General features: G+C 42.4%; 19 protein-coding genes. 13 read left to right on the forward strand and 6 right to left on the reverse strand.

What is annotated here, in order from left to right; translation table 11 throughout:
- Nucleotides 1–51 precede the first annotated feature (51 nt).
- The gene (locus ACFQZX_RS16865) at nucleotides 52–1,332 is read right to left on the reverse strand and encodes a replication-associated recombination protein A (protein ID WP_377118611.1); all 1,281 of its coding nucleotides are present in this window, start codon (nucleotides 1,330–1,332) and stop codon (nucleotides 52–54) included.
- A gap of 64 nt (nucleotides 1,333–1,396) precedes the next feature.
- Here ACFQZX_RS16865 and ACFQZX_RS16870 point away from each other — a divergent pair, with 64 nt between their 5' ends.
- The 5 genes from ACFQZX_RS16870 (at nucleotide 1,397) to ACFQZX_RS16890 (ending at nucleotide 7,914) form a co-directional block, all read left to right on the forward strand.
- Entirely contained in the window at nucleotides 1,397–2,029 is a 633-nt protein-coding gene (locus tag ACFQZX_RS16870; RefSeq protein ID WP_377117568.1) for a DNA-3-methyladenine glycosylase family protein, read from the forward strand.
- 166 nt (nucleotides 2,030–2,195) lie between these two features.
- On the forward strand, nucleotides 2,196–2,819 hold the full coding sequence (locus ACFQZX_RS16875) for a hypothetical protein (RefSeq protein ID WP_377117570.1): 624 nt from the start codon (nucleotides 2,196–2,198) through the stop codon (nucleotides 2,817–2,819).
- 192 nt (nucleotides 2,820–3,011) lie between these two features.
- The gene (locus ACFQZX_RS16880; protein WP_377117572.1) at nucleotides 3,012–5,150 is read left to right on the forward strand and encodes a carboxy terminal-processing peptidase; all 2,139 of its coding nucleotides are present in this window, start codon (nucleotides 3,012–3,014) and stop codon (nucleotides 5,148–5,150) included.
- Nucleotides 5,151–5,209: 59 nt separating this feature from the next.
- On the forward strand, nucleotides 5,210–6,301 hold the full coding sequence (locus ACFQZX_RS16885; RefSeq protein WP_377117574.1) for a ligase-associated DNA damage response exonuclease: 1,092 nt from the start codon (nucleotides 5,210–5,212) through the stop codon (nucleotides 6,299–6,301).
- Nucleotides 6,298–7,914 carry an ATP-dependent DNA ligase gene (locus ACFQZX_RS16890; RefSeq protein ID WP_377117576.1) on the forward strand — a complete coding sequence of 539 codons (1,617 nt, stop codon included), beginning with the start codon at nucleotides 6,298–6,300 and terminating at the stop codon, nucleotides 7,912–7,914. The genes ACFQZX_RS16885 and ACFQZX_RS16890 overlap by 4 nt, the downstream gene beginning before the upstream one ends.
- Before the next feature lie 5 nt (nucleotides 7,915–7,919).
- Here the strand turns inward: ACFQZX_RS16890 and ACFQZX_RS16895 are convergent, their stop codons facing one another.
- Nucleotides 7,920–8,576, reverse strand: coding sequence for a metal-dependent transcriptional regulator (locus ACFQZX_RS16895; RefSeq protein WP_377117578.1), 657 nt, complete (start codon nucleotides 8,574–8,576; stop codon nucleotides 7,920–7,922).
- Nucleotides 8,577–8,715: 139 nt separating this feature from the next.
- Between ACFQZX_RS16895 and ACFQZX_RS16900 the strand changes: the two genes are divergently transcribed.
- From ACFQZX_RS16900 to ACFQZX_RS16910, 3 genes are all read left to right on the forward strand, one after another.
- Complete coding sequence (locus ACFQZX_RS16900) at nucleotides 8,716–11,151, forward strand: TonB-dependent receptor (RefSeq protein ID WP_377117580.1); 2,436 nt, start codon at nucleotides 8,716–8,718, stop codon at nucleotides 11,149–11,151.
- Between the two features lie 190 nt (nucleotides 11,152–11,341).
- A complete protein-coding gene (locus tag ACFQZX_RS16905) occupies nucleotides 11,342–12,760 on the forward strand; it encodes a glycogen synthase (protein ID WP_377117582.1) in 1,419 nt (472 codons plus the stop codon).
- 4 nt (nucleotides 12,761–12,764) lie between these two features.
- Entirely contained in the window at nucleotides 12,765–14,027 is a 1,263-nt protein-coding gene (locus tag ACFQZX_RS16910) for a glucose-1-phosphate adenylyltransferase (protein ID WP_377117584.1), read from the forward strand.
- Between the two features lie 212 nt (nucleotides 14,028–14,239).
- Here ACFQZX_RS16910 and ACFQZX_RS16915 read toward each other — a convergent pair whose 3' ends face one another.
- From ACFQZX_RS16915 to ACFQZX_RS16925, 3 genes are all read right to left on the reverse strand, one after another.
- On the reverse strand, nucleotides 14,240–14,917 hold the full coding sequence (locus ACFQZX_RS16915) for a metal-dependent hydrolase (protein ID WP_377117586.1): 678 nt from the start codon (nucleotides 14,915–14,917) through the stop codon (nucleotides 14,240–14,242).
- 33 nt (nucleotides 14,918–14,950) lie between these two features.
- A complete protein-coding gene (locus tag ACFQZX_RS16920) occupies nucleotides 14,951–15,265 on the reverse strand; it encodes a YbaB/EbfC family nucleoid-associated protein (protein WP_377117588.1) in 315 nt (104 codons plus the stop codon).
- A gap of 82 nt (nucleotides 15,266–15,347) precedes the next feature.
- Nucleotides 15,348–16,556 (reverse strand): serine hydrolase domain-containing protein, encoded by a 1,209-nt coding sequence (locus tag ACFQZX_RS16925; RefSeq protein WP_377117591.1) that lies wholly within the window; start codon nucleotides 16,554–16,556, stop codon nucleotides 15,348–15,350.
- A gap of 110 nt (nucleotides 16,557–16,666) precedes the next feature.
- Here ACFQZX_RS16925 and ACFQZX_RS16930 point away from each other — a divergent pair, with 110 nt between their 5' ends.
- Together ACFQZX_RS16930 and ACFQZX_RS16935 are read left to right on the forward strand one after the other, a co-directional pair.
- A complete protein-coding gene (locus ACFQZX_RS16930; protein WP_377117593.1) occupies nucleotides 16,667–17,296 on the forward strand; it encodes a tetratricopeptide repeat protein in 630 nt (209 codons plus the stop codon).
- Nucleotides 17,281–17,580 carry a hypothetical protein gene (locus ACFQZX_RS16935; RefSeq protein WP_377117595.1) on the forward strand — a complete coding sequence of 100 codons (300 nt, stop codon included), beginning with the start codon at nucleotides 17,281–17,283 and terminating at the stop codon, nucleotides 17,578–17,580. The genes ACFQZX_RS16930 and ACFQZX_RS16935 overlap by 16 nt, the downstream gene beginning before the upstream one ends.
- A 24-nt stretch (nucleotides 17,581–17,604) precedes the next feature.
- Here ACFQZX_RS16935 and ACFQZX_RS16940 read toward each other — a convergent pair whose 3' ends face one another.
- A complete protein-coding gene (locus ACFQZX_RS16940) occupies nucleotides 17,605–18,204 on the reverse strand; it encodes a hypothetical protein (RefSeq protein ID WP_377117597.1) in 600 nt (199 codons plus the stop codon).
- Nucleotides 18,205–18,378: 174 nt separating this feature from the next.
- On the opposite strand from ACFQZX_RS16940, the gene fumC reads away from it, so the two are divergent.
- Genes fumC through ACFQZX_RS16955 form a run of 3 tightly spaced genes read left to right on the forward strand, consistent with a single transcriptional unit; the run spans nucleotide 18,379 to nucleotide 21,145 of the window.
- Entirely contained in the window at nucleotides 18,379–19,776 is a 1,398-nt protein-coding gene (gene fumC / locus ACFQZX_RS16945) for a class II fumarate hydratase (protein WP_377117599.1), read from the forward strand.
- Nucleotides 19,777–19,822: 46 nt separating this feature from the next.
- On the forward strand, nucleotides 19,823–20,341 hold the full coding sequence (locus ACFQZX_RS16950) for a fumarate hydratase (RefSeq protein ID WP_377117601.1): 519 nt from the start codon (nucleotides 19,823–19,825) through the stop codon (nucleotides 20,339–20,341).
- Nucleotides 20,342–20,347: 6 nt separating this feature from the next.
- A complete protein-coding gene (locus tag ACFQZX_RS16955; RefSeq protein WP_377117603.1) occupies nucleotides 20,348–21,145 on the forward strand; it encodes a S1/P1 nuclease in 798 nt (265 codons plus the stop codon).
- Nucleotides 21,146–21,179 lie beyond the last annotated feature (34 nt).

The raw sequence follows: 21,179 nt of genomic DNA on the forward strand, positions 1-21,179 counted from the left end.
ATAGCTTTTTTAAACCTTTTAAGCAAGCCGGATGCAGGAAATATTAATTAATCAGTACTTATACCTGTCGCCCCAAAGCTTTTTAAGCCGCTCCTTTGACTCGTTCTCCCGGGCGTTGTTACCCGGATCATAAATTTTTGTCCCTTTAAGTTGCTCCGGTAAAAAGTCGAGTTCGGCAAAGTTACCTTCAAAGCTATGCGCATATTTATAGTTTTTGCCATAGCCCATGTTCTTCATGAGTTTAGTTGGCGCATTTCGCAAGTGAAGTGGCACCGGCAAGTCGCCGGTTTCGCGCACAAGGGCCATAGCTGTACCAATGGCTGTAGTAGCCGAGTTACTTTTTGCAGATGTTGCCAGATAGATACATGTTTGGGAAAGAATCAACTGCGACTCGGGCATGCCGATAACCTGCACCGAATTAAAACAGCTTTGAGCGAGCAGTAAGGCATTAGGATTGGCATTGCCAATATCTTCTGATGCCAGTATCAACATCCGCCGTGCGATAAATAAAGGGTCTTCGCCGCCTGCGATCATACGAGCCAGCCAGTAAACAGCGCCGTTAGGATCGCTGCCACGCATAGATTTGATAAAGGCCGAAATTATATCATAATGCTGTTCGCCGGCCTTATCATACAAAGCCATGTTTTGCTGCACATGCTCCAACACCACATCGTTTGTTAACACTATCTTTTTGGTATCAAAAGCATTTACCAAAAGCTCAAAAATATTCAGCAGCTTGCGGGCGTCGCCGCCGCTGAGCCTAAGCAGGGCTTCGTGTTCTTTGATCTGGATATTTTTCTTTTGCAGAACCACGTCTTCCTTCATCGCTTTATCAAGCAGGTCTAACAGATCCTGCTCCTGAAGCGGTTGCAATACATATACCTGGCAGCGTGATAATAACGCGGAAATCACCTCGAAAGAAGGGTTTTCTGTTGTAGCGCCAATAAGCGTAACAATGCCCCTTTCAACCGCGCCCAATAAAGAATCTTGCTGAGATTTAGAAAAGCGGTGTATCTCATCAATAAATAGCACGGGCAGCACCTCTCCCTGTTCTTTTAACAATGATGCTTTTTCAATTACTTCCCTTACATCCTTAACCCCCGAATTAATGGCGCTCAATGAAAAGAAGGGGCGAAACAAAGTTTGAGAAATAATATAAGCCAGCGTGGTTTTACCTACACCCGGAGGCCCCCAAAAGATCATTGATGGTAACGACCCGCTTTCTATTGCCTTACGCAAAACCGCTCCCGGGCCAACAAGATGTTTTTGGCCCACATAATCATTAAGCGATTTGGGGCGCATGCGTTCGGCTAAGGGTGGCAGGTTATTCATCATGGTAAAAATCTGAATTTGAATTACTAAATCCTAAAAAAATTAGTAATTTTATAACAAATATATGCCTCAACAGTTTACGTCTGACACTTACCATTCGCTTTGCGATGAAGTTGCCAGCCTCGACCCTGATCTTAAAAACATCATTACAAAGTACGGGTATCCGCCTTTTTGGTCGAGGCCAAACACATTTGAAAGCCTGGTACATATTATTTTGGAGCAACAGGTGTCTTTGGCGTCGGCTTTATCGGCGCTTAATAAGCTGCGCGAACGGACTGGCGAAATTACACCAGCCAGGATCCTATTGCTAACAGACGAGGAGATGAGGGCTTGTTATTGCAGCAGGCAAAAAACCGCATACATCCGTTATCTTGCCGAAGCGATCATTGCCGGCTTAATTAGCTTAACCGCATTTGAACAAATGGAAGACGCGGCTATCCGACAACAACTTACTGCATTAAAGGGAATAGGTAACTGGACCGTGGATGTTTACCTTATGTTTGCTTTGCACCATACAGACATACTGCCTTTAGGCGACCTTGCAATAGTAAACGCTATTAAACGGCTCAAGGGACTCTCTAACAAAACATCGCGAGATATGTTATCAGCAATAGCTGAGCAATGGCAGCCTTACCGTACTATTGCAAGCATGTTGCTTTGGCACTTTTATTTAAGCGACAGGAAGGCAAAAGCCTAACTTTGCAGTTTCTTTATAATATATTTAAAAGCTATGCGTTTTCAGTCGTAACAAATTAATGCTTCGGCCGTATAAGGCTAATAACATGAAATTTAAGCTGTTGTAAATCAGAAAAGTATATTTACATTTGCATTAAAGTTAAACCACTTTCCCTCTAATAATTTAAATGAGATATTTTTTACTAACCATCCTTTGCGTCTTCAGCCTGTCTGCATCAGCACAATGGTATCGTCTCGATTTTAAAAAACATGTAAGGTATCCACAAATTGCTTTACCAAAGGATAAATCGTTACAAAAGCTGCTTGCCGCGCGCGAGCCGTTCCATAATCAGAAACTTACTTTTCCGCCGGCCATTTTAAGCCAATACCAGCTTGAGTTGAATGAGCGAGTGGTGATGCGTGCCGCCCAGCATAACATGCGTTTCAGACAATACTACCTGGCAAGCTACCGCTTCAGCGAGCTGGCGCAGCTGTATGTAAAAGAGAATCGCCTTTCTGAGGCAAAATGGTATTATCTGCAAAGTAACCTTATATCCAGGCAGCAAAATGATCATCAGCATACAATTAGCAATCTTATAAGCCTTGCGTTGATTAAAGCAGAGCTTGGCGACCAGGAACAGGCACAACAAGACCTGGCAGAAGCGCGCACACTTGCACTTAGTAATGGCCGTGCCCAGGATGTTAAACTGATAGAGTCCAAAATAAAATTTATACAAAGCAACAAGGACTGGCTACCTAAATCAGAACTCCGGTATGCTGACGCTGCAGAAATAACCGCAAAATCAAAATAACTCCCTGTTTTTGTAACATTTGCGTAAAATGCCAGTCGTATAATAAAACAAACCAAACATTATTGTAATATTGTTTATTCAATATATTCGGGACGGCTGTTTAGCTGTCTCTTTTTTTATAAGACAGATTTTAGAAAACAGGCACAAGTATTGATGTTTAACACAGGCCCCGATTTAAATAGTGTAAAAAATATGTTTAAGAAATTATATTTAATGCTGGTTTTAGCGGCTGCGCTTGCCTGCAATGCGTCTCCGTCTAAACCGGTATATAAAAACGCCGGCCCTAATGACCTGCAGCCCGATCCTCAGCAAAGTGTTGTTTTAAGTTATGTTACTAAACTTATAACCGATTACAACTATAAAAAAGTTCCGCTGAACGATTCCATCTCGAAAATTATTTTCGATAGCTATCTTAAAAAGCTGGATGAAAACCACAATTATCTTCTGGCATCAGATGTAAAGGATTTTGAACAGTTTCAGACTACTTTAGACGATGATATTAAGGCCGGAAACCTTGCTAATGTGTTTTACATGTTCAATGTTTTTCAAAAACGTTATACCGAATATGTAAATTACTCTGTTGCAGAGCTGAACAAAAACTTCGATTTTACCAAAAACGAAACGTTTACTTATGACCGGGAAAAACAACCATGGCCTGCATCAGTATCAGAGATCCATGACCTTTGGTCAAAACGCGTAAAGTATGACCTGCTTAATCTTAAGCTAACCGGTAAAACCGATGCGGCAAATAAAGAAACATTAAAAAAACGTTATACCAGTATTCTGTCTCAATCCAATAAGCTATCAAACCAGGACGTGTTCCAGGCGTTTATGGATGCCTTCACCGAAGCTATCGACCCGCATACTAATTACTTCAACCCCGCACTGGCCGCAAATTTCAATATAGATATGTCGCGCTCGCTGGAGGGTATAGGCGCATCCCTGCAGATAGATAATGAATATGTAACCATTAAAGGAGTTACAGCAGGCGGGCCGGCCGATAAAAGCAAACAGGTAAATATAGATGACCGCATTATTGCGGTTGCACAAGGCACAAATGGCGAGTTTCAGGATGTAGTAGGCTGGCGGATTGATAACGCCATAGCAATTATCCGTGGAAAAAAAGGCACCGTTGTTCGTTTGCAGTTATTACCAAAAGGCAGCCCGGCAACCGCTAAACCAAAAATAGTGACCCTTGTACGCGAAAAGATCATCTTAAAAGATATTTCGGCAAAAAAAGAAATCCGTACTTACAACAGTAATGGTAAAACAGTAAGGATAGGGGTTATATCAGTCCCTGCATTTTACCTTGACTTTGCCGATTATAAAGCCGGGAACCCTAATTATAAAAGTACTACCCGGGATGTTAAGCTGATACTGGATAGCCTGAAACGCGAAAATGTAGATGGAGTTGTAATGGATTTGCGCCAAAACGGTGGTGGTTCGCTTATGGAAGCTATTGAACTTACCGGGCTGTTTATTAAGGAAGGCCCGGTTGTACAGGTAAGGGATTCGAGAAATAGTATAGAAGTGGATAAAGATGAAGATCCGGATATTACTTACTCTGGCCCGTTAGCCGTTCTTGTAGACAGGTTCAGTGCTTCTGCCTCGGAAATCTTTTCAGCAGCTATACAGGATTATGGCCGCGGTATTATTTTAGGTACCCAAACTTATGGTAAAGGTTCTGTGCAGAACGCTATAGACCTTGATAAGATAATTACCCCTACCTTAAAAGATAAATTGATGGCATTGGCAGGTAAAACCAAATCGGTTGGTACAGGCAGCCAAAATAAGTTTGGTCAGTTGAATTTAACAGTAGCCAAATTTTACCGTATAAACGGAAGCTCAACACAGCATAAAGGTGTAATGCCCGATATACAATTCCCATCGGTTATTCCAATGGATAAATATGGCGAGGATACAGAGCCTTCTGCAATGCCTTTTGACATGATACCTAAAACGGATTACACTAATGTGGGTAACTATACTACCGTTTTACCACAGTTAAAAAAGATGCATGATGACCGGATGAACACCAGCGCAAGCTATAAATATCTGCTTGAAGATATTGAAGAATCCAAGAAGCAGGATGAAGAAAAAAGTGTTACACTTAACGAACAAAAGCTAAAGCAGGAACGTGACGAGGATGAGAAGAAAGCATTTGAACGTAATAACATGCGCCGTGTGGCTTTAGGTTTAAAACCGTTGAAAAAAGGTGAAACCAAACCGAAAAACGAAGATCTTGACTTTTTGCAAAAAGAAGCGGGACAGATACTTACAGATTATATTACACTTGGCAACAAAACTGCCGCAGTAAACAAACAGCTATAATTAAGGCTCCTATTAATGCCCGAAAAACTTATTTTGCTTATTCGGGTTATTTGTAAACTATGGCTAAACCGCTGCTTGAGTTTACTGACAGAGGCATTTACTGCGATCAGGGTAGATTTTACATCGACCCATGGAAACCAGTAGACGATGCAGTGATAACACACGCCCATGCCGACCACGCTTATTGGGGCCATAAAAACTATCTGGCGCACCATCTCTCCCGCGAAGTTTTGTATTACCGCTTAGGTGAGATCAACCTTCAAACTGTTGCTTATAATGAGCCGGTGTATAAAAACGGTGTAAAAATAACTTTGCATCCGGCCGGCCACGTTATAGGGTCTGCACAAATTAGGGTTGAGTATAAAGATACGGTTTGGGTAGTATCCGGCGATTACAAAACGGATGATGACGGGGTTTCCGACCCATTTGAGCCGGTTAAATGCCACCACTTTATTTCTGAATGTACGTTTGGCATGCCAGTGTATTCATGGAAGCCACAAGCCGAGATATTTACAGATGTTAACAACTGGTGGCAAAACAACCTGCAGCATGATCTGGCTACCGTAATTGTGGGATACTCTTTAGGTAAAGCCCAACGCATATTACAAAACCTTAACATGGATTTAGGTAAGGTTTATACCCATGGCGTAATAGAAAACACTAATGAAGCATTAAGGCGCAATGGCGTAACACTCAACCCTACCGAGCGCATAACGGCTGAATCTGTGAAAACAGAGGTACGCAAGGGCATTATTTTGGCGCCGCCTTCGGCTGTTGGTACACCCTGGATGCGCAAGTTTCAGCCCTACAGCTTTGGTTATTGCAGTGGTTGGATGGCTTTGCGAGGAGCAAAACGCAGGCGTGCTGCCGACCGGGGGTTTATTATGTCTGACCACGCCGATTGGAATGGCCTGGTAAGTGCAATTGACGCTACCGGATGCGAGTGCGTTTATCTTACGCATGGTTACACAGCATCATTCACGAGGTATTTAAATGAGATTGGGTTTAATGCTAAAGAAGTGCACACCTTATACGGCGGCGAGGAAGAAGACGCCGGGATTACCGAGAAGGAAGAAAAAGAGGAAACAGCGGAACTGCCGGATACCGAAAGGTCACCGGCTGTTAATGACGGACAGGAGGCAGCTAAATGAAGGCCTTTGCACAACTATTCCTCTCTTTAGACGAAACCAATAAGACTAACGAGAAGGTAAAGGTTTTAAAAAACTACTTTGAAACCGTACCAGATACAGATAAGATGCACATGCTTGCCTTGTTTACCGGCAGGCGGCCAAAGCGGCAGATCAATTCAACGCTTATACGTACCTGGGCCATCGAGGCATCCAACATACCGGCCTGGCTTTTCGAGGAAAGCTACCATGTGGTTGGTGATCTGGCCGAAACCATGTCGCTGCTGATGCCGGCAAATGAAAAAAGCAGCAGTAAAACTTTAACCGAGTGGATTGCAGAAATAAACAATCTTGCAGATAAAAACGAGGAACAAAAAAAACACTGGCTGATGGAATCATGGGCTATGCTGGACAGCCAGGAACGCTTTGTGTTTAACAAGATACTCACCGGCAGTTTCCGCATCGGGGTATCTCAAAACCTGGTTATAAAAGCCCTGGCAGATGTTACCGGTATCGAGCCTCCTGTTCTTACTCATAGGATTATGGGCAAGTGGATGCCCGAGGATTATACTTACGAGCAACTGATACAGGAACAAACAGCTAATGACGATATATCCCGCCCTTATCCTTTCTTTTTAGCTTACCCGATACAGGAGACATCTGAAAAGCAAAAGTCTGCAGAGGAAGTACAGCAAGCCCTTGGCGCTGCCAGTGAATGGCAGGCTGAATGGAAGTGGGATGGCATCCGCGCGCAAATGATAAAACGGGACGGCCAGATCTTTATATGGAGCCGCGGAGAAGACTTAGCTACAGAAAAATTCCCGGAGCTTCATCCCTTTTTAAATGAGTTGCCCGATGGAACGGTGCTGGATGGTGAAATACTTAGCTTCAGCAACGGCAAACCAATGCCTTTTAACGTACTGCAAACCCGTATAGGCCGTAAAAATTTAAGTAAAAAAATATTGGCAGAAAGCCCGGTTGCTACTATCGTTTACGATTGCCTGGAATTTAAAGGGGAAGATATCCGTTACAAAAGTCAATCTGAAAGGCGGGCGGTTTTGGAACAATTGCAAAGCAACACTTCCTTTCCGAATATTTTCCGGATATCATCTTTGATTGACTTTAAAACCTGGGACGAATTGGCTCAAACCCGCGAGCAGTCGCGCGCGATGATTGCTGAAGGCATCATGCTTAAGCGTAAGAGCGCCACTTACCAGGTTGGCCGCAGGCGTGGCGACTGGTGGAAGTGGAAGATTGATCCTTTGTCTGTTGATGCCGTTATGATATATGCACAAAAGGGCCACGGCCGCCGTGCAGATCTGTATACCGATTATACGTTTGCCGTTTGGGATGGCGACAAACTGGTGCCATTCGCCAAAGCTTACTCAGGCCTTACCGACCAGGAAATAAACAAGGTCGATTATTTCATCAAGCGCAATACGCTGGAAAAATTTGGGCCGGTACGTACGGTTAAGCCCGAACTGGTTTTCGAAATTGGTTTTGAAGGTATTAACAAATCAACCCGGCACAAATCAGGCATCGCATTACGGTTTCCACGCATACTGCGTTGGAGGCACGATAAGCCAATGGAAGAAGCAGACACCCTCGAAAGCTTGAAAGCCTTGCTGGGAGAATAGTTGCTTCAAATATCTATCAGCAAGCTCTCACCAAACTTTTGGGATACCGTTTTATGGTCACCCCCCGCTATGCTGATCACTAATGAACTATCAAACTGTATCTTTTCTATCAAATGGATTTTGGTGCCTATGTTAATATCCAACTTTTGCAGGTATTGTAAAAACTGGCTGCTGGTATCTTTTACTGCTACCACACTGCAATGTGCTCCAGGTTTAATATCTGCAAGTGTAGTAGAAAACCGTTTTGCCATTTTGCCATTTGCTTTTGGTATAGGGTCGCCATGTGGGTCATACTCCGGAAAGCCCAGAAATTTATCCAGCCTGTCGGCCAGCGAAGCATCTTTAATATGTTCCAGGTCCTCGGCTATATCATGAATTTCATCCCAACGGTAACCCAGCTTCTCCAGTAAAAACACCTCCCATAAGCGGTGCCTGCGTACAATCATGGCAGCATCATTCTGCCCCTGTGTAGTTAGTTCTACACCTTTCTTTTTGTCGTAAGTGATCACGTGCTTGTCCGTCAGCTTGCGTATCATATCCACAACAGAGGCCGGGTTGTTTCCAAGCGCCTCAGCAATAGCGGTCGGCGTAATTTTTTGGCCCTTGTCCTGTGCCAGTCTGTAAATACACTTTAAATAGTTTTCTTCAGAAAGAGTGTGCATTGATTCTTGCTTTTATGCAAACATAATTAAAAGTAACAAGTTAATTTAACAAATAAAATTAGTCAAGACTAATTTTATTTGTTAAATATGCAAAACAATAATAATTGCACAAGCCATGCTTAAATGCTTTTCCTTTTTTATGCTTCTTTGGTCATCAGGGGTTATCAATGCACAAACTTTTTTTCACGGCACTATTGCTTCCGGCGGAAAGCCTTTAACTGATATTACTATAATTGTTGGCAATACCGGGCGGGGCACAAAAAGCGATACAAACGGATATTACCTAATCACTAACATCCCGAAAGGCAGCCATCATATTAAATACTCGGGCGTTGGTTATTACACACATAATGTGCGCATAAATTTTACAACCGATACAGTTTTAAAGAACATCGAGCTGAGTGAAAGCAGTTCGCAATTAAAAGAAGTTGTAGTAACAGGCGTATCGCGGGCTACGGAATTACGCAGCAACCCTGTGCCGGTAGCTGTAATTACTAAACAGCAAATGGAGCGCACTGTTAACAATAACATTATAGACGCCATAACCAAAGGAGTGCCCGGAGTTACAGCTGTTACCACGGGCCCGAATGTATCTAAACCATTCATCAGGGGGCTTGGATACAACAGGGTACTTACACTGTATGACGGCATCAGGCAAGAAGGGCAACAATGGGGAGATGAACATGGCATCGAGGTTGATCAATACGGCATTAGTCGCGCTGAAGTAGTTAAGGGGCCAGCCAGCCTGACTTATGGTTCTGACGCTTTAGCCGGCGTAGTTAACCTGATACCTTATGTACCGGTTAATAACAGCCGCGTTGTTACAGGAGATCTTACTACAGATTACCATACTAATAATGGCCTTATTGCGGCATCAATCGGGCTTGCCTATAAACCCTCCGCCTGGAAATATGCTTTAAGAGCTACGGCAAAATCTGCCCACAATTACCGTAATGCCATAGACGGATATGTATACAATACCGCTTACCAGGAATACATCCTGTCAGGAATGGCCAGGGTTGATAAGAAGTGGGGTTATTCGCAATTCAGTGCAACTGTTTATGATAATAAGCAGGAAATACCAGATGGCAGCCGCGACTCGATTACCCGCCGGTTTACTATGCAGGTTGCCGAAGGGGCCAGTGATGATATTAAAGATCGACCCTTAGCACCCCAGGATTGGCTGTCATCCTATGGCGTTACCCCAATACATCAGCACATACAACATTATCGCCTTTATAACAAAACAGAAGTGAAGCTTGGCAACGGATTATTTAACAGCATGCTGGGCTGGCAGCAAAGTGTACGGCGGGAATATAACCACCCAACTTTGCCGCAGCAAGCAGGCTTATATGTGGTATTAAACACTTTAAATTACGATTTCAGATACAATCTCCCCTCTTTAAAAGGCTGGGAAACAGCTATTGGATTGAATGGCATTTATCAAACCAACACAAGCCGCGACGCAACAGATTTCCCAATACCTGATTACAACCTATTTGATATCGGGGCTTTTCTGTTCCTGAAAAAAAGTTTTGGGAAGATCGATGTTTCCGGAGGTTTACGGTATGATACCCGGCATATTGACTGGCCCGACTTCTTTGTAGGGACAAATGCTTCTAACAGATTCGAGCAAAAAGCTGATCCCAATAACTCAACCGGCTCCCGCTTACAGTTCCCGGAATTTAAACACATCTATAACGGTGTATCGGGCAGCCTCGGGCTTACTTATAATGTTAGCGAGCGGTTATTGCTAAAAGCTAATGTAGCCCGTGGCTACCGTGCCCCAAACATCACAGAAATAGGTTCGAACGGACTTGACCCGGGTGCACACATTGTTTACCTGGGTAACCGGAGCTTTGACCCGGAGTTTAGCTTACAGGAAGATATTGGGTTGATAGCCTATTTAAATGATGCCGATGTTCAAGTTGAGCTATTTAATAACAACATTCAAAACTACATTTATCAGTCGAGGCTTGATGATGAGCAGGGTAACCCGGTAATTATTGTGCCCGGCAACGTAACCTACCAATATCAACAATCTGCGGCACAACTTTACGGCGGGGAGCTTACTGTAAACCTTCACCCCCGAAGTATGAAATGGCTTACAATAAATAACAGTTTAGCTTATGTCACAGGGATCAACAAAAACGAGGCATTGAGAGCCCAGAGCAACGACGCTGCAAAGTACCTGCCCTTCATACCACCATTACACTTACGTTCGCAGGCAAAGGCCGGTTTAAATAAAAGCTATGGCATGTTTTCTAAAATATGTGTGATAGCCGGTATCGATATGTATGCCGCGCAAAACAGATATTATGGCCTGAATGATACAGAAACAGCAACGCCCGGTTATACGCTCGTTAATGCTGGTTTAAGTTCTACAATTAAAACCAGGGCTGGCAAGCCACTATTTGATTTATCAGTACAGGCAGATAACTTGTTTGATGTTGCTTACCAGTCAAACCTAAGCCGCTTAAAATATTTTGAATATTACAGCACATCACCCAACGGGCGTAAGGGGATATATAATATGGGTAGAAACATCAGTTTCAAGATCATCGTTCCTTTTTAAACGTTAATATATTTTTATAATCCCGTTGCCATATTCATAATAATCTATTCCATAAAATTATCAATTATAACGGATTGATAATTTATATCTGCTTTTAATTAAATAATATCAGCGCTACAAACACATTTTTAAAATTATGTGTTTGTTCATTTGGGTAAATGTTTAGTACTTTAACCCATATATCAATCAAATGAAAGTATATCACCTGAGTGCCGAATGCTATCCCGTTGCAAAAGTAGGGGGGCTTGCAGATGTTGTAGGCGCACTGCCTAAATATCAGAACCAGGCAGGTTTGCAGGCGGCCGTAATAATGCCATTCTATAATCGCAGGTTTGTACATGAAAACCTGTTTGAGATGGTTTTTCAGGGAACAACTTTATTGGGTACGCGCCGGATATACTTTGAAATTTTAAAAGAACAAACCAACAAGCTTGGCTTTGAACTTTACCTCATAAAAATTCCGGGATTGCTTGACCGTGAAAACATCTACAGCTATCCGGATGAGCTGGACCAGTTTATGGCCTTTCAGCTTTGCTTTTTAGATTGGATAAACTGGAGCGGCCAAACCCCCGACATTGTACATTGCCATGATCATCATACCGGCTTAGTGCCCTTCCTGATGTATCATTCAAACTTATATAAAAGACTGGCCCATATCCCTACCATATTCACAATACATAACGGACAGTATCACGGTGCTTTCGGATGGGACCGCCTGGGGCTATTGCCCGAAATTGATTTTTACAAAACAGGCCTGCTGGATTGGAACGGCGGCATCAACCCACTTGCTTCGGCAGTTAAATGCTGCTGGCGTTACACAACCGTTTCGCCAAGTTATCTGCATGAGTTATCCATAAGCTCAAACGGATTGGAATACTTGTTTTACATTGAAAGGCAAAAAGGCGGTGGTATACTAAATGGCATTGATACAGATGTATGGGATCCGTCAACCGACCCGATGCTCCCTGTTCATTTTAAATCGGCAACAGCAGGTAAAGGTAAGCAGCAAAACAAACAGTTATTATGTGAGCGGTTTGGCCTTTCAACAACCCGGCCGCTTATTGCCTTTATAGGGCGCCTTGTAACCGAAAAAGGCGCAGATCTTTTACCTGCAGCTGTTGAGCGCTCCATAAAAGAGCATGGCGATAAAGTAAACTTTTTAATTCTTGGCGCTGGAGACAGCCCAACAGAAATGTCACTTAACTTGCTTAAACAGCTATACCCGTATAACTGTAATGTTTTTCTTGGCTATGATGAAGCGTTGGCACATCTGATTTATGCCGGTGCCGACTTCCTTTTAATGCCCTCTCGTGTAGAACCATGTGGGTTAAACCAGATGTATGCGATGCGCTACGGAACAGTACCTATTGTACGGAGTACAGGCGGCCTGCGCGATACAGTTATTGATTTTGGCGAAGAAAACGGCTATGGCATACGCTTTGAACAAGTTAGTGTAGATGATATTTGCGTATCTGTTACACGTGCTGTCTTGCTGTATCAGGATAGCAAAAATATGCAGCTTCTACGTAAACGCATGATGGGCCTTGATTTTTCATGGGAACGTTCTGCAGACGAATATATACATCTGTATCAAAGTTTAATCTCTTAAAGATATGACATCAAAAGTAATCAGCATTGTACTTGGGGGCGGACAAGGAAGCCGCCTTGCGCCGCTTACACAAACCCGCTCAAAACCGGCCGTTCCAATTGCAGGAAAATATCGCCTGGTAGATATCCCCATTTCCAACTGCCTGCATTCGGGTATAGATCGTATCTACGTTTTAACGCAGTTTAACTCCGCCTCTCTTAATAAGCACATTAAAAACACTTATCATTTTAGTACATTCAGTACTGCTTTTGTGGATATACTGGCGGCAGAGCAAACCCCAACAAGCGGCAATTGGTTTCAGGGAACGGCAGATGCGGTAAGGCAAAGCCTGCACCACCTTGCAGTTCATGAGTTTGATTATGTGCTTATCTTATCAGGAGACCAGCTTTATCAAATGGATTTTGATGAAATGATACAGCAACACATTGAAAAGGGTGCAGAAATATCTATAGCGACTATTCCTGTACATGCTAATGATGTTCCTGGCTTTGGTATACTTAAAACAGACGAGAACAGTCACATCACAGCATTTATTGAGAAGCCAAAATCAGACTTTGAAAGCTGGGCATCAGAGGTAAGCCCTGAAATGGCCGAGCAGGGCCGTGTGTATCTGGCATCAATGGGCATTTACCTTTTCAACCGGGATCTCTTGTTCCAAATATTAGAAAGTAATGACCATCCGGACTTTGGGAAAGAGATTATCCCTGACTCTATTGTTGGCAATAAGGTTGTCAGTTATCAGTATGAAGGTTATTGGACGGATATAGGTACTATACCATCGTTTTTTGAAGCCAACCTGGGCCTTACTGATGATATACCTAAATTTAACCTTTTTGATAAGAACCATATCTTCACAAGGGCCAGGATGCTGCCGCCCACAAAGATATCTGATACACATTTAGAGAAATCTATCATAGCGGATGGTTGTATTATCAATGCCAGCCATATTAAACATTCAATAATAGGTATACGTACGCGCGTAGGCTTTAATACGCAAATTGAAAGTTGTTATGTAATGGGTAGCGATAACTATCAAACGCTTGAAGACATTGAGCTGGCCAAGGCTAATAATGTACCTGCTATGGGCATTGGCGATGGTTGTTGTATAAAAAATGCCATTATAGATAAGAACACCTATATAGGCGACAACGTAACCATTAATTGCGGAGGCAAGTTACCGGATGGGGACCATGAAACCTACGCTGTTGTGGATGGTATTGTGATCATTAAAAAGCGGGCAACAATACCAAGCGGCACTGTAATTTAAATTATCAAACAGGTTGTAGCAGCCATAAGCTTTGATTCTATCAACGCGCATGCGTATCCACTTTAAAACCGGCAAGACATCCCAAAATGTGGAAGGATTCGTCGAAAACGCAACATGACGCTATGGATGTGTAGCTGTCGCTTTGAATAAATTCCTGATCTAACAAAATAGCCCCTCAGTTTTTGAGGGGCTATTGTTTTAATGTGTGCTGCCTATAACTCCAGGCTTTCTCCGATGGTCGGCAATTTCAGGTTAAGCCCTGCCTTAACAAACTTACCGGTAACTTCTTCTTTATCTATCTTAATTACCGGGAATGAATCGTAGTGGATACCAATAATGTTTTTGCAGTTAACAAACCCAGCCGCCTTAATGGCATCATCAGCGCCCATTGTATAATTATCACCAATTGGCAGCAATGCCCAGTCAATTCCTTCATCTTCCAATAACTTCATATCGTAGGTAAGGGCTGTATCCCCGGCAAAATATATCTTTTTCCCGTCTGCATAAATAACGAAACCGGCAGGGTTTCCGCCATTTGAGCCATCAGGGAGGGCGCTTGAGTGTATGGCATTTACCATTTTAACACGGCCAAAGTCAAAATTAAACCCGCCGCCAATGTTCATTCCATGTACATTATCAACACCGTTTTTATTTAGCCAACCGGCTATTTCGGCAATGCATATCACTTTAGCGCCTGTTCTTTTAGCAATATCAATCAGGTCGCCCACATGGTCGCCATGGCCATGTGATAGCAGGATATAGTCGGGCTTAAGACTGTTAACGTCAATATCTTTTGCTAAAGGATTACCGCTTATAAAAGGATCGAATAGTAAAGTTTTTGAGCCTGCAACCAATTCAATTGCCGACTGACCATAATAGGTAAATTTCATACGCTTTATGTATTTAATTGTTGTACCGTTTATTTACTTACCAAAAAAATTGCCAAGTCCGCCCATGCTGCCCAGCATAGCGCTTGTCATGGCGGCCATTTCGCTTTGGCTTACGTTTTCTGCCTGCTCAAGAGCTTTATTTAACGCTACAACCAGCAATTCTTCAAGCTCTTCTTTATCGGCTTCTTTTAAAAAGTCCTCATCAATGGTGACAGACTTGATAACCTTGTTGCCATTAGCTTGTACAGTTATTTTGCCCCCCTCGGCAACACCGCTTACCGTGATCGCCTCTAACCGCTGTTTTACCTCGCCCGCTTTTTGCTGGGCTTCCATCAATTTGTCAAACATAGTATTAAGTTTATTGGTTGATTACGTTAATAAAGAGTGGTTCAATTGCTCACCATTCTCATAATCAACTATTCACTAAAAATTAATCTTCCGCCGTATCGCCGCTGCCATTGTAGGCGCCTTTACGCACCACCGGCATTCCCGTCATTTTAAATAAATCATCCAGGTGAAGCAGGCTGCCATTCACCATATTACCTAACAAAACAATAGTAACATCGTTTTTCAAATCTCGTAAATATATATGCCTGAAGCCATGCCACCAACCGGTGTGGTATACCACCTTTTGCCCGGGCGCTTCAAATATCCGCCACCCATAGCCATAACTAAAATGTCCGCGGATCATGGGGTTTCGGGCAGTATATGCAGAATCCTGGGTAGCCGGTTTGATTAATTTACCGGCCTTTAAAGCCTGGTCAAAAACAAACAGGTCGCCAACCGTGCTATAAATACCTTTATCGCCAACCGGGCCATCTAAAAAATTTTGTGCAACAGAGTACTTCCAGCTATTGCGGTCATGCCCTACTACATCAACCGGAATTTTATCATACACCGCCTTTGAGTATACCGCTGTATGCGTCATGCCTGCCGGTTTAAAAATATGCTCTTTCATATAATCAGCATACGTTTGGCCTGTTACCTTTTCTATTATAGCCCCCAGGACCATAAAGTTGCTGTTATTATACAAAAAGCTGGCGTTAGGCTTATTGAATCTGGCTGGCTTATATTTAGCTATCATAGCCATCGCTTCCTGGTTAGTAAGTCCTTTCTTTTGATTTAAGTGCTGGCTGCGGTATATGTTATCAACAAAATACACATAATTCATCATCCCGCTGCGGTGTGTAAGCAACAAACGGATGGTAACGCCATCGTACGGAAAATCAGGAAAAAACTCCTTCACATCCTGGTCAAGCTTTATTTTCCCCTGTTCCCAAAGCTGCATAATGGCAGTACCTGTCATGGTTTTGGTAACAGATGCCAGTTCAAATTGCGAGCTAAGTTTAAGGCTGTCGCGCGTTAAATGATTCGCCCAGCCAAAACTGTTTTCATAAATTATCTTGCCTTTTTTTGCAACAAGTACATTGCCGTTAAAGCCGCTTACTTTATGCAGATGCTGCATAAATTCATCAATTTTTTTATCGGCGTTTTTAGGGTCGTACTTCAATAATTCTGTCGGATTAAATGGTTTTCCGTTATCAGCTTTGCCATTTTTATTATGGCCGGTATTGGAGCAGGAAACTAAAGAGAGTAAAGAAAATGCAGAAGAAATGACAGTTGTATACACTTGTCTCATAGGTAAAAAATCAATCACAAAACCAAGGGCGAAAATTAGAAATTATATAGCAGGTAAAAGATTAAAATATGATTAATGTTTTAACATTTTGAAAACTTATAGCTTTGTATATGGCACCTAACTTCAGATATCTGTTTTTGCTTTTTTCCATATTATTCACAGGGGCTTTTGCCCAGGACGCGCCACAACTGTTGCAATCGGCACAAAGACTATCGGCCAATAAAAACTATGCAGCGGCTATTACTGAATATAAAAAAGCGCTGAACATTGACCCCAACTCTGCTACCGGCAATTATGGTTTGGCTTTAGCATTATATGCAACTGCCAGGCCAGCCGAGGGAGTGCCTTACTTGCAAACGGCTTTGAAAAATACTACAGGGATGCCTTTCACAGCTGCATGTTACAGCCTGTTAGGAAGCATCTACAGCGCTAATAAGCAATTACCCAAAGCTGTTGAAGCATACAAAAGCGCCGTCGCAGCAGATAGCACTAATCAGCGTATTTACTATAATTTAGGCATTGCCTACTTTATGGGAAGGCAATATGGCGAAGCTGAACGAAGTTTTATAGATGCCATTAACCGCGACTCTTCTGATGCAGGAAGCGTGCGTATGTATGCACTAAGTACCTTTCACCAAAACAAACGGGCAGAAACGCTTTTGGGATTTTGCAGGTTTTTACAACTGGGCCGGGCTCATTGCGCAGTAAAGAAGCTTTGGGTAATTTGCAAGCTATACTAAAAGGAGGATCATTAAAGGCCGAGGAGGGGTACAGATCAACCGTCCCCAAAGCTTATAATGATTATTATAATGGGGTATTGGCACGGTCGCAAAAAGGTATTACAGCGCGGCGTTATGCATCTCCTTCAGCTTTGCTAACGGCTCAGTTAAGATCCGCTTTTAAAGCTTTAGGTACGCTCCCCCGGGACAAGCAATATTGGTGGTTTAAGTATGCAGATTATTTTTATTCGCTTTCGCAGTCGGATAAATTTGATGTTTTTGTTAAAACGATCAAGGGCCATTAAATCAAATGGCCTTATTGTAAATTACTAATGTTTCCACTGAAACCCATCAACATCAAATTCCATTATTTTATTGCCGCTATCATAAAATTCTGCCTGTATTAACACCTTTTTTGCAGTTTTCATTTTTTTAATAAGCTTGTTGGCATTGTTTATGAACAGTATTTCGCTGCTTCCATCAGATGGACCCGATGCACTGTAAGTAGCTGCGGGTGAATCATCAATTCTGATTTTTACTGTTGTTCCATCAACCCCTGTCATAAATTGACCTTTACTTACTTGCAGGATCACCTCATTTTCACCCCCTTGATGTCTAACAACCAGGGTAGCAGTTACTCCGCCATCGTAAGGAAAATCAAATTGCAACAAGTCATTAGCATCAATTGTAGCGAAATATTTCTTCTTTGATGTCATTTTGTCTTCTTCTTCGGTATAGCTCCATTTAGAAGTATTGGACTTCACGTTATTATTTTCATCTGAGCCATTTTCCTTTTTTCCTTGAGAAGTAGCATTTGCATGCACCGTATCCGAGTTAAGAGAGTCTGCACTTTTATCTGCATTTTTAGTTTCAGAAGAACAAGAAATAATGCTTGCAGCAAATAAGATAAGTAGTAAGTTTTTCTTCATAATTGTGATAAAATTTTACCCTAAAGTTAGTCAATCATTTTAATCCTTAAAACATCTTTCAATTTTATTCAAATACTATATTATAAAGCATCTTATGTTAAAAAGATTACTTTTTGATAGTTACGCCTTGCGCATAAAACCATAAATTTGCCAGCCTAAAAACATACTATCGTTATGAGTTTCAGAACCGAATATGACACCATGGGCGCGGTGCAGGTACCGGCCGATAAATATTGGGGGGCGCAAACTGAGCGTTCACGTAACAACTTTAAAATTGGCCCGGAGGCATCTATGCCAAAGGAAATTATAGAGGCGTTTGCTTTTCTTAAAAAAGCCGCCGCTTATACCAATACCGATCTGGGCGTATTAGCTGCCGAAAAACGCGACCTGATAGCACAGGTATGCGATGAGATATTAGCAGGCAAGCTTGATAGCGAATTCCCGCTGGTTATCTGGCAAACCGGTTCGGGCACACAATCGAACATGAACATTAACGAGGTTGTGGCCAACCGCGCACATGTATTGCAGGACAATACTTTGGGCGAGGGTAAAACATTCATCCACCCTAATGATGATGTAAATAAATCGCAATCATCTAACGATACCTATCCTACTGCAATGCACATTGCAGCATATAAAATACTGATTGATATTACCATACCCGGCATTGAAAAGCTGCGCGATACTTTACAGGCTAAATCAGAAGCCTTTAAAAGCGTGGTTAAGATAGGCCGCACTCACTTGATGGATGCAACTCCGCTAACCTTAGGGCAGGAATTTTCCGGCTATGTATCACAACTTAATCACGGCCTTAAAGCGCTGCGCAACACTTTAGATCACCTGAGCGAACTTGCACTTGGCGGCACTGCTGTTGGTACCGGGATAAACACACCTAAGGGATATGATGTTAAGGTTGCCGAATACATTGCGAAATTCACTAATCTGCCTTTCATTACAGCCGAAAATAAATTTGAGGCTTTGGCAGCACATGATGCTATTGTTGAAAGCCACGGCGCATTAAAACAAATTGCCGTTTCCTTAATGAAAATAGCAAACGATATCCGTATGCTGGCTTCAGGGCCTCGCTCTGGTATTGGCGAGATACATATCCCGGATAATGAGCCAGGGTCATCTATTATGCCGGGCAAAGTGAATCCTACTCAAAATGAAGCGGTTACTATGGTTGCCACGCAGGTAATGGGTAATGATGTTGCCATTTCCATAGGAGGATCAAACGGGCATTATGAGCTGAACGTGTTTAAACCGGTTATGGCCGCTAACTTTTTACAGTCTGCGCGTTTAATCGGTGATGCATGCGTATCATTTAACGATCATTGTGCCGTAGGTATTGAGCCTAATTACGAAGGTATTAAAAAGCACCTTGAAAACTCGCTGATGCTGGTTACCGCACTAAACCCACACATAGGTTATGATAATGCAGCTAAGATTGCCAAAACTGCACTTAAAGAGGGTACATCACTACGTGAGGCTGCCATTGGATTAGGCTTGCTTACCAACAAGCAGTTTGATGAATGGGTACGCCCTGAAAATATGATAGGAAGCCTTAAGTAAGAGCCTAACATTCCCCCTCTCGTGCAGCGAGAGGGGTTTTATAATTATGCCAAAAGCTTTTCAATTCTCTTTTATTGCCTTATGCTTCCTGCTTTTTGCTTTAAGCTTATTAAGCGCCTGCCGCTTTAACCCCGATATGCAAACTCCCGGACAGACTTATTTGCAGGGAGAGTGGAAGCAGGATAGTGTAACAATGCAGCAGCAGTTGGTAAATTATTCTTTATATAACTTTAAATTTAACTGCGATTCGTTTTTTGTAGCGCTGAAAACTGTAACTAAAGCCACGGCCGGTGTTGATATCTGCACTAAAGGTGGCCAATGGACCGAATACGCAAAGGGTGTATATGAACAAAAACACGACACGCTGCATGTGCGCGGTATCTTTTGTAACCCAGATTATAGTTATAAAGATCCGGGCGGTTGTTTCCGGTCCGGAGTATACGAAGAATTTTTTAAGGTTATACAAAAAACAGACTCGGTTACACAGCTTACCCCAATATCAGGCGTACTATCGTTCGATCTTCGCTTAATACAAAGGAGTATGTGTATACCAAAGCCTCTTTAATTAAACATGAAAAAGAACAAGTTTAAAATCATTTTATTAGCATTAGCGCTGTTCTATTTGCCATTCCAGTCTATGGCTTGGGGTACCAATGGTCACCGCATATCAGGGCAAATTGCCGATAGCTACTTAACTCCAAAAGCACGTAAAGCCATACAAGCTATATTGGGAACAGAGTCGATAGCTATGACAAGCAACTGGGCTGATTTCATCAAATCTGACCCTCAATATAAATACCTTTCAGAGTGGCATTATATTGACTTCGATAAGCAATATACCTATCCCGAAATGCAAGCCTTTCTGAAACAGGATACTGCGACAGACGCTTATACAAAACTTAATTTTTTGATAGCCGAGTTAAAAAAGAAAAACCTGCCAAATAAAAACAAGCTTTTAGCGCTACGTATGCTGATCCATATTGTTGAGGACGTTCATCAGCCTATGCATACAGCGCATACCGATGATAAGGGCGGCAATGATATTCACCTTACCTGGTTTAACAACCCAACCAACCTCCACTCGATATGGGATAGCCAACTGATAGATTTTCAACAATTAAGCTATACCGAATATGCAGCCTGGATCAATCATACTACAGCGGCCCAGCGCGCCGAATGGCAAAAGGCCCCCATCAGCCAATGGCTGTTCGAATCAAGCCAGATAGCTACTAAAATATATGCTGGCGTTAAAAATGATGACAAGATAAACGGATATAAATATAACTTCGATTATATAGCAACACTTAATAACCAACTGCTAAAAGGGGGCGTTAGGTTAGCCGGCTTATTGAACCAGATATTTGGTTAATGCTGATTGTTGGTTAATTGATTTGAAAAACCGG

This window comes from Mucilaginibacter litoreus (assembly GCF_042676805.1).
Taxonomy (GTDB): Bacteria; Bacteroidota; Bacteroidia; order Sphingobacteriales; family Sphingobacteriaceae; genus Mucilaginibacter; species Mucilaginibacter litoreus.

Coding starts and splice junctions, on each gene's coding strand:
- ACFQZX_RS16915 (WP_377117586.1), bottom strand. CDS start 14,917: ATGAAATTTACCTATTATGGTCAGTCGGCAATTGAATTGGTTGCAGGC.
- ACFQZX_RS16875 (WP_377117570.1), top strand. CDS start 2,196: ATGAGATATTTTTTACTAACCATCCTTTGCGTCTTCAGCCTGTCTGCA.
- ACFQZX_RS16905 (WP_377117582.1), top strand. CDS start 11,342: ATGAAAGTATATCACCTGAGTGCCGAATGCTATCCCGTTGCAAAAGTA.
- ACFQZX_RS16900 (WP_377117580.1), top strand. CDS start 8,716: ATGCTTCTTTGGTCATCAGGGGTTATCAATGCACAAACTTTTTTTCAC.
- ACFQZX_RS16910 (WP_377117584.1), top strand. CDS start 12,765: ATGACATCAAAAGTAATCAGCATTGTACTTGGGGGCGGACAAGGAAGC.
- ACFQZX_RS16920 (WP_377117588.1), bottom strand. CDS start 15,265: ATGTTTGACAAATTGATGGAAGCCCAGCAAAAAGCGGGCGAGGTAAAA.
- ACFQZX_RS16865 (WP_377118611.1), bottom strand. CDS start 1,332: ATGAATAACCTGCCACCCTTAGCCGAACGCATGCGCCCCAAATCGCTT.
- ACFQZX_RS16950 (WP_377117601.1), top strand. CDS start 19,823: ATGCCAAAAGCTTTTCAATTCTCTTTTATTGCCTTATGCTTCCTGCTT.
- ACFQZX_RS16895 (WP_377117578.1), bottom strand. CDS start 8,576: ATGCACACTCTTTCTGAAGAAAACTATTTAAAGTGTATTTACAGACTG.
- ACFQZX_RS16870 (WP_377117568.1), top strand. CDS start 1,397: ATGCCTCAACAGTTTACGTCTGACACTTACCATTCGCTTTGCGATGAA.
- ACFQZX_RS16880 (WP_377117572.1), top strand. CDS start 3,012: ATGTTTAAGAAATTATATTTAATGCTGGTTTTAGCGGCTGCGCTTGCC.
- ACFQZX_RS16890 (WP_377117576.1), top strand. CDS start 6,298: ATGAAGGCCTTTGCACAACTATTCCTCTCTTTAGACGAAACCAATAAG.
- ACFQZX_RS16940 (WP_377117597.1), bottom strand. CDS start 18,204: ATGAAGAAAAACTTACTACTTATCTTATTTGCTGCAAGCATTATTTCT.
- ACFQZX_RS16930 (WP_377117593.1), top strand. CDS start 16,667: ATGGCACCTAACTTCAGATATCTGTTTTTGCTTTTTTCCATATTATTC.
- ACFQZX_RS16955 (WP_377117603.1), top strand. CDS start 20,348: ATGAAAAAGAACAAGTTTAAAATCATTTTATTAGCATTAGCGCTGTTC.
- fumC (WP_377117599.1), top strand. CDS start 18,379: ATGAGTTTCAGAACCGAATATGACACCATGGGCGCGGTGCAGGTACCG.
- ACFQZX_RS16885 (WP_377117574.1), top strand. CDS start 5,210: ATGGCTAAACCGCTGCTTGAGTTTACTGACAGAGGCATTTACTGCGAT.
- ACFQZX_RS16925 (WP_377117591.1), bottom strand. CDS start 16,556: ATGAGACAAGTGTATACAACTGTCATTTCTTCTGCATTTTCTTTACTC.